Source organism: Pelagicoccus albus, assembly GCF_014230145.1.
GTDB lineage: Bacteria > Verrucomicrobiota > Verrucomicrobiia > Opitutales > Opitutaceae > Pelagicoccus > Pelagicoccus albus.
Genome location: NZ_JACHVC010000005.1, coordinates 106,426 through 119,472, shown reverse-complemented (window position 1 = coordinate 119,472; position 13,047 = coordinate 106,426). Strand labels below are relative to the sequence as shown.

Genomic DNA, 13,047 nt, shown 5'->3' with positions numbered 1-13,047 from the left:
TGACAAGCTTTGACCGACGCCTAAACCGAGCGTATTTTAGCCAAGAAACTTCGCCATGGCCCGAGGGCCCATCGATCTCAAGTCGATCAAGGTCAGGAAATCTATGGTTTTAAAATCCCTATCCAACGCGGGCTCCCCACAAATTCTGGCGCCCAAGGTCAGATAGGCTCGCATGAGTCTCGGGATATCCACGCTTCGAGATAATTCGATTACCTCGTATTCTCTCTCTGGCTCCACGTCGCAGCGGTAACGTTGCGTTGCGCGAGTCAGGAACTTGGCCTCCGCCAAGTAGCGCGACAGTTTGCAAAAAGCGGCCTGCCCCACGACTGGATCGGTTGATGTGATCGAGCTACACCCCACAAGATATCGAGCGCCAAAAATCTTAGCGTACTGAGCGATCCCTTTCCACAAGAGGCCAAGTACCACCATGTTCCGATGCTCTTTGGCGATACATGCCCGCCCGAGCTCAACGAGCTCAGAGCGTATCGGCTCAAAAGGGGCGAAATCGAACTCCTGCTCGCTGTAGTATCCGATGTGATCGCCCGCGGAGCGACCAGTCTGCAAACGATAGGTTCCTATGATCTCACCACTTGTCACGTGCTCGATCAGGAGATGGTCGCAAACCGCATCAAAGGGGTCTTCATCTTTTCCCGTAGCCTCGGATTCCTTGAGGCCTTCTCCCAATTCGACATTAAAAACCTTGTAGCGCAGACGCTGAGCTCCGGCTACGTCCAAATCGGTCCCCGAGATGCGAACCTTGTAAGCAGAAGTTGGAGACGGCGGGATAAACTGCTGGACGCGACGAATGCGATCGGTGGCACTAAGTGGCATTGTTTCGGAGGTTGGATTAGCAAGTGGCTCGGAAGCCTTAACTTAGCTGAAATTCTCCCGAGAGAAAAGCAGCAGTCAAGAGCGCCGAGATACGGCTCGTTCGAATTAACAGAGGCGTCACCCCTGCTTAACATTCCCGAAACAAGGAAAATAAATTAAAACTCCTGGAAGTAAAAGTCCTTCGACTTTTCATACTCTTCCATCGCATCGAACAAATAGCCATGCAAGGCGTTCAAACGGTCGACCGATGAAGGGTGAGTCGAATTGTAGGTGCCTCCACCTCTGCCGGAGTCGAGCTCCACCATTCGTTCCATCACAGTAATCGCCGCATGCGGATCATATCCCGCGCGGGCCATATAAATAATGCCAATGTGGTCCGCTTCCGCCTCCTTGTTTTGGTCCCATTTTGCAGCGCTTTGACCGGCCTTCATTCCGTAGAGTCCTGTGATGACAGAAGACATGTTTATATAGCTGCCACTTCCCACTCCGAGAAGCCCAGCGCCCGTTACGGCGGTGGCTACGTTTACGAGCGTGCCCCCTCCGTTGAGGACCATCGCCTGCGAAATTCTCTCGTGCGTGTGTCTCGCCGTCACGTGAGCGATCTCGTGGGCGACGACTGAAGCGAGCTCATCTTCGGTTTTCACGATCTTGAAAAGCCCTTCGAAAACGCCAACCTTCCCACCGGGCATGGCAAAAGCGTTTACGTCCTGCTGATCGAAGACGACGAACTCCCATTCCGCTAGCGGCATGGCCGAGAACACTTGCTGAGAAATCCGGAAACCAACCCGCTGCAACATATCGTTGTATTCCGGATCAGTCGATATCGGCATATCGGCCTTCATTTGCTCAAATGAGGCGATCGACATTTTGGCGACCTCCGTTTCGGAGGTGAGATTCATCTGCTTCCGTCCGGTTACTGGCGTGGTGCTGCAAGAGCACAAGAGCATGACGGCAGCGAGGATCGGGGTACCTTTTAAGAAAATCTTCATGGCAAATCGGTGTGAGATTGGGCGCTACGAAAAAAGGATACGCCTGAAATGCGAATTCGGTTTCACGCACACTCGTGCGAGCCGCCAAACATTGCAATAGATAAGGCATTAACCACGTAACGCTCTAGCGCAACTCAGGCCAAACTTTGAACAAATTTATACCAATAAAAGGAGCTCATTTAGCCCGCTGCGGTCCCTTAATTGAATCCGCAAGGAAACGGTTTTCGTATTTTTACACAACCACGCTTCACAAGTGCCCACAATTGGCATAGGTTGAGCGCTAAATTTGCTTCTCAAAAAGCCCTGACAACCAGACCCCACGATCGACGCGACCTCACCAAAGGAGAGTAAACTATGGCTGATCTTCAAGATCCATCACGGCAAACGCCCAAACGACACAAAGTAATCCACTGGAACCCGGAAGAAGAGGACCAAAGCGCTAACGCTAAACCAGCCGTGAAAGCGTACTTGGGTGGTGCGATCGCGACGCTAGTCATCCTCGGCATCGGCTTGATAAGCTACTTCCTCTTTTTCTACACGCCGCCCTCGACAGAGGTACAAATGACGGCCGATGGCGAAATAGTGGAAGTCGATCCTCGCAGAGCATTCGAAAGCATTTCGAGAGCCCAAGGCGTGAAGGACGCGGTCGATCGCAAGTTGGATGCGGCTCGCCAAATGCCAATCACCGGCAACGAGGTGCTCCGGCAGATGCTGATCAGAATCGAGAAGGAAAAGATAGATGCTGACGACCTCATGAACGATTCCCGCTTCGCCAGAGCCATCAATCAATACAATCAAGTCGACACCCTGATAGAGGATTTCACGACCGAGGTTGAAAACAAGCAGAAGGCTCGCGACCTCTACAACCAGTTCCTCGTACGCTCCAGCGAGCTCGAGATAGGCAAGCACCTCGCGCCCGATAGTTTCGAGGCCGCCTTTGGCGCCGCATCGGAGGGTAAGAATTTCTTGGACGACGGAAGCTTCTCGCCCGCTCTCACCCGCATGGAGGAAGCCGACGACTACCTCGACCAAGTCAAGCAATCCATCACGGACTTCATTCGCTCCAACGCCTCCCAAGGCATGCGATTCATCGCTCAGGGCAAAAGCGAGGAAGCTATCCAAGCATTTACCAAAGTGCTCGAAATTGAGCCGACCAACGAAGAAGCCATCAAACAGCTCGAGCGCGCTCGCGTAGCTGACAAAGTATTCTCCGCTTTGCAGTCCGCTGTCTCAGCCGAGCAGAGTGGCGATTTCGAAGCCTCCCTCAGCCACTTCCAAAACGCGGCTAGCATCGACTCTGGTTCGGCGAAGGCCCAATCGGGAGTGACCCGTCTTAAACGGAAGATCGCTGAGCGAGACTTCACAGCTGCCTACACCGCAGCCGAAACCGCGATGAGCGACTCTAGATTCGAAGATGCGATTCGCAACTACCAAGCCGCGTTGGCCATCTTCCCTGAACGTACCGATATCGAGGGCTCCATTTCTCAAGCCCGTTCAGAAAAGCGTCAAAACGACATCGTCACTCGGATCACCCAAGCCTACGATTACGAACGCGTCTACGACTGGGAAAGTGCCCGCGACCTCTATCAGGAATTGGTCAACATGGAGCCAGACCTAAAAGAAGCCAAAGACGGCCTCCTGAGAACAGGCCGCATGATTCGTAGCATCCTGCGCTACGAAACCTTGCTCGAAGTCGCCAAAACGGAAGCCCAGCGCACCGAATTCCAAATGGCTATCCGCACTTTCGACGAAGCCATGAAATCGAAGCCGGAGTATCTCCCGCTCACCGAAGAAGGCGACCGTCTCCGCAAGTTTCTGCAACTGCAAAGCCAACCCGTCAGCCTAACGCTCACTTCCGACGGAAGCACTTGGGTCAGTATCCAAGGGCCTACCATGCGCAAACCAGAAAAATTCGAGTCCACCACCGTGGCGCTCCTGCCGGGCAAGTACTTCATTATTGGCAGAAAAAAGAACTACCAAGACGTCCGCTTCGGGCTGCAAATCCGAGGAGGCATGACCCAAGACCCGATCAACGTAGCAGCCACCATCAAAAACGATTACTGATTAGCAGCCACCAACAATCAACTCCGCTCCCATTATGAAAGAACTCATTCCAAATCGCCGCCGGCTAGGACTGCTTTGCGCAAGCTTGAGCATCTCGTTTCTTTCCACTCTTCATGGGCAAATCGATCCGGATCCCTCGATCTACGACGCTGTCGTGAACGGAGCCAGCTCAAGCGGTGGCAACATACAGTCAGACAATAATCCACTCGGCGGCTCGATCAATGTAGTCAACGAATCCCAGCTTCCCCCGCTCGACATTCAGACCAACCTCCCCGGTTTGAACGGACTTAATCTACCGGGAATGAGCGGTTCTTCCTCTCAAAGCTCTAGCAGTTCAAGCAGCTCCAGCAGCATTCCAATCATGGGTGGAAGCAGTGGATCTAGCTCAAGCAGCAGCCAGCAAAGCCCCTTCCCCATGCCACCCCAAAGCCAGCAGAGCCAATCGCAAAGCGAGAGTCAGAGCCAAGGGCAAATGTCTGATTCCTCTCAACAACAGGGGCAGCAGGGCCAACAAGGGCAACAACAGAACCAGCAAGGTCAGCAGGGCCAACAAGGGCAGCAAAGCCAGGGGCAAATGTCAGATGCCCAAAGCCAGTCAGCCTCCGCTCAAGCAAGTAGCCAATCTATTTCGGACCAGCTTCCGGAAGCGCCGGCGGAACAAGCGATTGGAGACCAAGCGGCCCAAATCGATCCAGACGGTACTTCTCAGAGCGAAGGAGCGGGATCCGAGGGCGAGTCTTCCGAATCTAGCGAAACAGCCCAAAATAACTCCAAGCGGAATGGGAATCAAAACCAGCAAGGCGACCAGCAGGATAGCGAGGGCGACGGACAAGCCATGCCAGAGGACATCGGTGGCTCATCCGGCAGCAAACGGGAAAAAGGTACCATTGACGACGTTGCGGTTCCTTCGAACCTGTAGGGTCACTTTTCCAATCACGTATGAAAAAACTCCTTACCTTAGCGATGTTGGCACTCTCAGTCGCCACACTGCAGGCTCAAGCCGATAAAGTGATCGTTTACCCGCTTGAAGCCATTGCAGACGGTGCCAGATTTTCAAAACAGAAATTCGACGAAACGTATCCAGGCATCGACGTGACCCAATACGGCCTCTCTGACGAAGGCTGGTATATTCGCTATAAACACGAACTCCTCACCTACCTTTACGGCCCTATCGATGACTTGAATACGGCTCGTCGCCAAAAAAAGCTACTCGAGGAGATACGTCTCTCAGTCGTATTGAAAAAGCCATCACTCAGCAGCAGTACAGTAGATATTATCCGCTTCGACTTCAATGCAACCCCCGACAATATGGGAGTTAGCGAGGACGTTGATAATCCTTACCTCATTCCGGAGTTAACCGGAGAGGGCGATAAATAATACGTTCGAAACGACTCGCCCGAACAGGCTACAGGCTGACCCACGCTGAATCTTCAGCGATGGACTGGATGGCCGCATCGGTGAAGCGCATGTAAGCCAGCCCATCCGCGAAATTTGTTAACTCGATCGGGGCTCCATCCAGGATGCTGTCAACGAAATCTGCCTCCACGTTCCAAGCGGACACGTCTTCCTTGGCTGGTTCGACGACGACCTCCTTTTGCCCCGCGAGGGCGAGCTTCAAAACGCCCGCCGCCAGATCAAGCCGCAGCGTCCCTTTGCTGCCAGATATAACATAACCATCGGTCGCTTCTCCTAATTCCAAGCCACTCATACGGCAAACGAGCCGCATGCCACTTTCGTACTCCGCGATCACGTCAATCGTTTCAGGAATCTCGACATCGACCAAAGCTCCCCCCGCAGAGGATTGTCGTTGCTTGGTGAATACCTTACCGCTGGCGAGCAATCGTTCCGGCTCCACTCCAAGCCACCGCTGCACAACCTCATAGTAGATGCCCAGCATCAAAGTATTGTTACCACTAAGCGCTTTGTTTTGACGCCAGTTGAGCGGAGTCTCCGAGCTTACGTTCATCCCTAAGGCCTTAGAAAAGCTGACCTCTCGGAGTTCGCCTAGTGTTCCCTCCTCCAGAATTCGCTTGATAGTCTTGTCCCACTTCAGAGTGAACGGCGAAGGCACGATCTGGGCGACTAGGTGAGGATTGTCCAAAGATGCTTCTACCATGGCTTCCGCTTCCTCCGTGTTCATAGCCATGCGAGCCTCAGTCAAAACATGTTTGCCGGCTTTAAGGGCCGCGATGCTGATCTCCGCATGCAGGTAGGGCCAGGTCCCAATGCAAATGGCGTCCACATTCGGATCCGAGACCACATCCTGCCATTTTTCAGCAATTCGCGAGATGCCAAAAGCGTCGGCAGCGGAGCGGGATGAGGCTTCACTCCGGTTGCACACGACTTCTACACTGACTCCCTCGATTGCTTGAAAACCTGGTATGTGATGCAAACGCGTGTTTGTTCCGGCTCCGACAACTCCAATCCTCAAATTTTGCATTTAACCAAAATGGCGTATCCCAGCGAGAACTACAATGTAATAAAAAAGAGGCCGGAACGATTCCTCATCCCGGCCTAAAATGTAAACGCAGCGGTTTGACCTACCCTACTTCGCGTTCGGATAGCTGCCTAGCCATTTGACGAAGGGACAAAACGCTTTCAGATCCTCGACAGCAGCTGCAACCGTTTCTTCCTCGAAATGGCCAAGCACATCCAAGAAGAAACAATATTCCCAAGCTGTCTTACCGCTAGGACGCGACTCGATTTTGCTCAAATTCAAGCCACGTGACGAAAAGACGCCGAGAGCCTTCTCCAAAGCGCCTACCTTGTGGTCAACGGAGATGAGGAAACTGGTCTTAAACTCTACTCCCTTGGCAAACCCACTGGACTCCTTGCCGATAACGAGGAAACGAGTCGTGTTGTCGAGGCGGTCTTGTATTCCCTCCGCAACTACTGGTACTCCGTAAAGATCCGATGCCAAAATAGACGCGATCGCGGCAGCCTTGGGATCGTCCTTGGCGATCTGCACCGCTTTTGTCGTGCTGTCGCAAGTGTGGATCGAGGCATTCGGAAGATGGGCGTGCAACCAATTGCGGCACTGACCAATGGCTTGATCCTTGGAGTAAACTCGCTCGATCTCATTTGGCTGAGAGAGAGAAATCAAACTGTGGGAAATGGGAGTGAAAATCTGAGCGCAAATCTTCAAATCTGACTCGAAGAACATGTCCATGGAGTGCGATACCGCTCCTTCCGTAGAATTCTCGATTGGGATAACGCCATGATCCGCATCGCCTTTCGCCACCAAATGAAAGACATCCGGGATGGCAGGGGCCGCGATATAATCGATGCTCGCTCCAAACTTCTTGAGAGCCGCCTGATGCGTATAAGTTGCCTCCGGTCCGAGGTATGCGATCCGCATAGGCTTCTCCAATGCGATCGCGGCCGACATAATTTCGCGATAGATAGCCCGGATAGCTTCGTCGCTCAAAGGACCTTGGTTCAAGGCTCCCAACTTTCGGAGAACTTGTTCCTCCCGGCTGGCCACATAGATAGGTGAACCTTCCAGACGCTTGACATGTCCGATTTGCGCGGCGGTGCGAACTCGCTCGTTGAGAAGCTTGAGCACCTCTTGATCGATTTCGTCGATCTTCTTTCTTAGCGTATCCAGATCCATACTACTCAGCTATCTTTTCATCTTCAGAGGATTCCTCCTCTACAATTTCTTCGTCGGCGGGAGCTTCCGGCTCGTCGCTTTCTTCAGAATCGGGTTCGGACTCTGCAGCCTGACTCTCATCTGCGGCTTCGTCGCGAGGCTCAGGCTCGTCATCTCTTTCCCTTTCAGGAAGCCCCATTTCTTTCTCTGTCACTTCCTGCTGGTTTGAAACCTCATGCAGCCACGCGTCTAGCTGGCCGGGAGAAAGGACATCCGAAGCGGGAAGCTCTTCGATAGAACGAATCCCAACAAACTCTAAAAAGGCCTCCGTGGTACCGTACTGGATAGGTCGACCTGGAAGATCCGCTCGGCCTACCACTTGCACAAACTCTCGCTCTAGCAGCTTGCTAAGGGGCGAATCAATGGAGACGCCGCGGATCTTTTCGATTTCCGCGCGCACCACCGGCTGCCGGTAGGCGATCACCGCTAAGGTTTCCAGTGCCGACTGGTTGAGCTTGATCGGACGTGGTTCGTCGCGAAGCAGGCTGATCCATTCCCCCACCGTGGGAGAAGTCACCAGTAAAAAGCCGCTGTGGCGTTCGATCAGCCGGCAAACATCGTCGCTTTCGATCAAATTTTCGGCGATTCGATCCATCGACTCGCGGATCTGGGCCGAAGTGACCAGCGATGGCACTTCGGTGGTAGGCATTCCGTCTCCGGGCAAAAAAGGTTGCTCGGGCTCTTCGTAGTCCTGTGGTTCCTCACCCTCCTCACCTTCCGGCGTCTCGAGGGCAGCATGATACTTTGTAAACACAGCTTGGATGTCCTTGATAGACAAGGGTCCTGAAGCTCCGAAAAGAAGCGCTTTTAAAACTCGATCTAAGCTAAATGCCATTGGTTAGGAAATGGGGAAACGGTCACTGGTATTGGGCCAAAGAGTAAGTTGATCGCAATCCAGCCCTTCGATGTAAAGGTTCTCTTTGCAGCAGTATCCGCTACGGGCTGCAGACAAGAAGGCAATTCAAACTTTCCCTCAACAAAATCCAAGGCCAAGGGACAGACCCACGAGCAAACGCCCCTACTCCTCGACTTCACTAAAGAGAAACGACCGAGCCCCAAAAATCGCGATGCGTCCTTAGGAAATTCGCAAAACTGGCCACCTCAACCTCCATGGGCGCCGTCTTGGAAAAAACCTGTAGAAACTTTGCTCCTTTGAGCTGGCTTCCAAAGGCTAGCGAACATATCGAGATAAAGCCCGGGCCTAGCTCTGGGCCATTCCCTTCTGAAGCATCAGTTTCATTCATATCCAAAGAGAAAATAAATAAGCATTATGTCTTGGGACACCTATAAAGCACTCACCTTCAACTTCCCAGCAGTGGAGCTTTCGCTCGACCTAAGCCGACTTGGTTTGCCCGAAGGATATATAGATTCGCAGCGTGGAGCGTTCGCCAAAGCATTCGCCGCCATGGACGAGCTCGAAAAAGGAGCTATCGCTAACCCGGATGAAGGCCGCATGGTCGGCCACTACTGGCTGCGCGACGCAGACCTCGCTCCTAACGAAGAGCTGAAAACCACCATTTCCTCCAGCGTTGAGAAAATCAAAGCCTTCGCGGCTAAAGTTCACTCCGGCGAGGTTAAAGGCTCCAACGGGACTTTCACCGACGTGCTGGTAATAGGCATCGGAGGTTCCGCCCTCGGCCCGCAATTTATCGCACACGCCCTGGGTGTGCCTAGCGAAGACAAAGCGGCGATCCACTTCTTCGACAATACCGACCCAGAGGGAATGGACCTCGCCCTCAACGCGATCGGCGATCGCCTCGGCAGCACCCTCTCACTCGTCATTTCCAAATCAGGCGGAACCGCCGAAACCCGCAACGGTATGCTAGAAGCCCAGAAGGCTTATTCCGATATGGGACTCGACTTCGCTAAGCACGCCGTGGCCATCACGGGCGTCGATTCCAAACTGGACAAGGTTGCGGTTTCCGAAGGCTGGCTCGAGCGCTTCGAGATGTGGGACTGGGTGGGAGGACGTACCTCCGTTCTTTGCGCCGTCGGCCTTGTCGCCGCAGCTCTGCAAGGGATCGATATCCAAGCTCTTCTCGATGGAGCTTCCGCCATGGATAAGGTCACGCGCGCCAAATCCATCGAAGAAAACCCAGCCGCCCTCCTCGCTCTTGCCTGGTTCTACGCGACCAATGGCAAGGGAGAGAAAGACATGGTCATCCTCCCGTACAAAGACCGCCTTCTCCTTTTCTCCCGCTATCTCCAACAGCTCATCATGGAGTCTTTGGGCAAGGAGTTTGATTTGGACGGCAATGTGGTGAACCAAGGCATAGCCGTATACGGAAACAAAGGCTCAACCGACCAACACGCTTACGTTCAGCAGTTGCGCGAAGGGGTGCCTAACTTCTTCGCTACCTTCATCGAAGTCCTGAAAGACCGCCATGGTCCTTCCATCGATGTAGAGCCAGGCATCACAGCCGGCGACTATCTGCAGGGCTTCCTTTTGGGAACTCGCGAAGCGCTGGGCGAAACAGGCCGCCAATCCATCACCATCACCACTCCGGAAGTGAGCGAAGCCACCGTGGCGAATCTCATCGCCCTCTACGAGCGCGCGGTCGGCTTCTACGCCACCTTGACCAACATCAACGCCTACCATCAACCAGGCGTCGAGGCAGGCAAGAAAGCCGCGGGAGCCGCGATCGAATTGGCAAAGGGTATCGTAGGCGCGCTTGAAAGCTCCAAGGGTACCGCCATGGATGCTCCGACCATTGCCGAAAAGCTTGGCAAGCCCGAGTCTACCGAACTGGTTTACAAGATCGCCCTACACATGGCAGCCAACGCCAAGGCCGGAATTTCCAAGATCGATGCCGAAAACTGGTACGACGCGAAGTTCCTTATCCTAGCCTAGTCCGCAATAACCCCAGTTTTCCAAGAGCCTGCATTTCAGTAGTTTCTGCAATGTAGGCTCTTTTTTTTACCGTTTTGAATTTCCACTCGCCAAACGCAGCCAAAATAGCCCTAAATTAAAAAGTTTTTAAAAGGTAAATACTGTCGAGGACTGGCAGCCAAGACGTGTGTGATATACTTTCAAAAACTCTCCTTAAATTCCCCATTTAATCCTCCTACAAACGCTTTTGGATCTCCTCCCTGTGACTCAAAAAGTTCAGAAACGACAAAGTCCAAGGCAAGCCAACACGTGACTCCCCTAAGTCGAATACATGGACCAAGCGGATACTAGTCTGAGCTACCGCATTCGATCCGCCCCGATCTCGAGTAAAATCCTGCTCATCGTTCTAGCCTGCAGCCTCCTGTCGCTGGCGCTGATAACTGGGTCTAGTTTGATTCGCGAGTACAAGACGGCCACAGATCGAGAAGTAGAGGGACTGGTTTCACTCGCTGGCGTCCTCTCCCAAAACCTAGAAGCGTCGCTTCGCTTTTCCGACAAACTTGCTGCCCGCGATATTTTGTCTTCGCTCGTGAGCGAAAACCAAATCACGAAAGCCCAGATAACACTCCCAGACGGTACTCTTTTCGCCGAATTTCGCGGCAGACGCGACACGCAAGCGATCGAACAGAAAGGCAAGCTCGGCACAACCATCGACGGGACGACCATTACCTACCGCGAACAGATTGACTTAGCGGGGGCTCCACTGGGGTTCATCACACTTCAAGCCGACAATCGCGATTCATGGAGCCAGCTCCTAACGAGCGCCGCCATCAATTCCATAGTCTTGGCAATTTCGCTTCTCGCTTCTCTCCTTTTAGCGAAACGACTCCTTCCTATCATCACGGATCCGCTGGAGGAATTATCCGCAATAGCCCAACGGATATCGAAGGAGCGCAACTACGATTTACGAGCCACTAAACGTTACGACGACGAAATCGGGAAACTAGTCGATAGCGTCAACTTCATGCTGGCCACCGTTCGCAACCGAGACCGAGAAATCAACGAGACCAACCGGAATCTGGAAGTACTCGTAGCAGATAGAACTGCTAAGTTGGTGGCAGCACGCGAAAAGGCTGAAAAGGCCCTGGAAGCAAAAAGCGAATTCCTATCGACGATGAGTCACGAGCTTAGAACTCCCATGAATGCCATCATAGGCATGAGCTCGGTTTTACAGCTGGAAGATCTCGATCCCAATCGATCCCGCCAAATCGAAGTCATTCAAAAAAGCGCCGGCAACTTGCTCAATCTGATCAACGACATTCTCGATTTTTCCAAGATAGAAGCAAATCGCCTCGAGCTTGAAAATCAGCCCGTAGATCTGGTCCCCTGCATCGAGGAAGCTCTCGACATTTCCTCCGCCGCTAAAAAGCAGAATCGCCTCATCTATAGCGCTTTTTTCGATCCCAGTCTTCCTGCAAAGATCAAAGGAGACACTTCGCGGCTACGCCAAATACTCGTCAACTTGCTGAGCAATGCTTTCAAATTCACCCATTCAGGCTCCGTAACAATCGAGGCAAATCGCATCTCGGCCAGCAGGAGAGAGGGCGAACGGCTTCAGGTCTTGGTACGTGACACCGGACTTGGCATCGCGGAAAATCAATTGGAGAGCATCTTCGAGTCGTTCACGCAAGCGGACCAGGCGACCTCTCGCGAATACGGCGGCACCGGCTTAGGACTCACCATTAGTCGTAAGCTAGCCAGAGCGATGGGAGGGGATCTCACCGTAGAAAGTGAACTCGGAACTGGGTCCGTCTTCCAACTCGTCCTACCGTTGAGGCGAGTCGATTCATGCCATGAAGTTGTGGGCAAACCCCTCGCAATCGAGGGAGAGTTTCACGTTCGCCTTAAGGATCTTCCTGCACCCTTGGATACGTCCGTTCGCAGCAATTTGATCGCCTGGGGCTGCAAAGTAATCGACGCTCACGGTCCCGCGGAAGAGCCGGATCTGACCATCGCGTCCGCACTGTGCGAAGACGAGTTTCGAGCCGTCGAAAAAGCAACGCGCATCCGCAACTTCGACAACACCATCTTGCTGACACACCCAGATCACTCGATTCTCATTCAGAAGTCGACGAACGCGGCTGTGTTAACTCTCCCAGTGCGCACCCGTGACTTGCGCAACATGCTGCTTCGGCACGTCGATAGCAACGAGTCTCCCGATTACGACGCGACGACCCCTTTCGCTCCCTATCAAACTGAGAAATGGCAATCCCTTCGAATCCTTTTGGCAGAAGACAACGAACTTAGCCGGAATGTATTCATCCACCACATGGAGTTGATCGGGCTCGAAATCGACACCGCAGTAAATGGCATCCAAGCCTGCGAAATGGCATCCGAGAACGACTACGACATTATCTTCATGGATGTTCGCATGCCGCAACGCGACGGGCTAAAGGCATCACGATATATTAGAGACAACCAAGAGAAGGACCGGACCCGACCTTGGATCGTCGGCTTCACTGCCAACACCGAACAAGACGCTCTACTCCAGATCGAAAAGGCGGGCATGGACGACTATTTGTCGAAGCCAGCGGTTATCAGCAACATAGCCGAAAGCATCGACAGGTTCGTTTTCGCCCGTAGCGACAGCCGGTCTGCCTTGAAGGACGCATAGGCCTTGC

The 13,047-nt window shown here is 53.1% G+C and carries 10 protein-coding genes; 5 read left to right on the top strand and 5 right to left on the bottom strand.

The features are described 5' to 3' along the window. Nucleotides 1-36: 36 nt before the first annotated feature. Entirely contained in the window at nucleotides 37-831 is a 795-nt protein-coding gene (locus H5P27_RS02525) for a GNAT family N-acetyltransferase (protein WP_185658799.1), read from the bottom strand. Between the two features lie 155 nt (nucleotides 832-986). Then, nucleotides 987-1,820, bottom strand: a complete 834-nt coding sequence (locus H5P27_RS02520; RefSeq protein WP_185658798.1) for a M48 family metallopeptidase — start codon at nucleotides 1,818-1,820, stop codon at nucleotides 987-989. A gap of 354 nt (nucleotides 1,821-2,174) precedes the next feature. Between H5P27_RS02520 and H5P27_RS02515 the strand changes: the two genes are divergently transcribed. From H5P27_RS02515 to H5P27_RS02505, 3 genes are read left to right on the top strand one after another with little or no spacing between them, the layout of a single operon-like run. Continuing rightward, nucleotides 2,175-3,884, top strand: coding sequence for a hypothetical protein (locus tag H5P27_RS02515; RefSeq protein ID WP_185658797.1), 1,710 nt, complete (start codon nucleotides 2,175-2,177; stop codon nucleotides 3,882-3,884). Between the two features lie 34 nt (nucleotides 3,885-3,918). Next, nucleotides 3,919-4,803, top strand: a complete 885-nt coding sequence (locus H5P27_RS02510; RefSeq protein WP_185658796.1) for a hypothetical protein — start codon at nucleotides 3,919-3,921, stop codon at nucleotides 4,801-4,803. A 20-nt stretch (nucleotides 4,804-4,823) separates the two neighbouring features. Further along, complete coding sequence (locus H5P27_RS02505) at nucleotides 4,824-5,261, top strand: hypothetical protein (protein ID WP_185658795.1); 438 nt, start codon at nucleotides 4,824-4,826, stop codon at nucleotides 5,259-5,261. Between the two features lie 28 nt (nucleotides 5,262-5,289). Here the strand turns inward: H5P27_RS02505 and H5P27_RS02500 are convergent, their stop codons facing one another. From H5P27_RS02500 to scpB, 3 genes are all read right to left on the bottom strand, one after another. Further along, on the bottom strand, nucleotides 5,290-6,324 hold the full coding sequence (locus H5P27_RS02500) for a Gfo/Idh/MocA family protein (RefSeq protein ID WP_185658794.1): 1,035 nt from the start codon (nucleotides 6,322-6,324) through the stop codon (nucleotides 5,290-5,292). 105 nt (nucleotides 6,325-6,429) lie between these two features. After that, nucleotides 6,430-7,497, bottom strand: a complete 1,068-nt coding sequence (gene pheA, locus H5P27_RS02495) for a prephenate dehydratase (RefSeq protein ID WP_185658793.1) — start codon at nucleotides 7,495-7,497, stop codon at nucleotides 6,430-6,432. 1 nt (nucleotide 7,498) lies between these two features. Then, complete coding sequence (scpB, locus tag H5P27_RS02490) at nucleotides 7,499-8,371, bottom strand: SMC-Scp complex subunit ScpB (RefSeq protein WP_185658792.1); 873 nt, start codon at nucleotides 8,369-8,371, stop codon at nucleotides 7,499-7,501. Between the two features lie 435 nt (nucleotides 8,372-8,806). Here scpB and H5P27_RS02485 point away from each other — a divergent pair, with 435 nt between their 5' ends. Next, on the top strand, nucleotides 8,807-10,387 hold the full coding sequence (locus H5P27_RS02485; protein WP_185658791.1) for a glucose-6-phosphate isomerase: 1,581 nt from the start codon (nucleotides 8,807-8,809) through the stop codon (nucleotides 10,385-10,387). 310 nt (nucleotides 10,388-10,697) lie between these two features. Next, nucleotides 10,698-13,040, top strand: a complete 2,343-nt coding sequence (locus H5P27_RS02480) for a hybrid sensor histidine kinase/response regulator (RefSeq protein WP_185658790.1) — start codon at nucleotides 10,698-10,700, stop codon at nucleotides 13,038-13,040. Nucleotides 13,041-13,047: the final 7 nt, after the last annotated feature.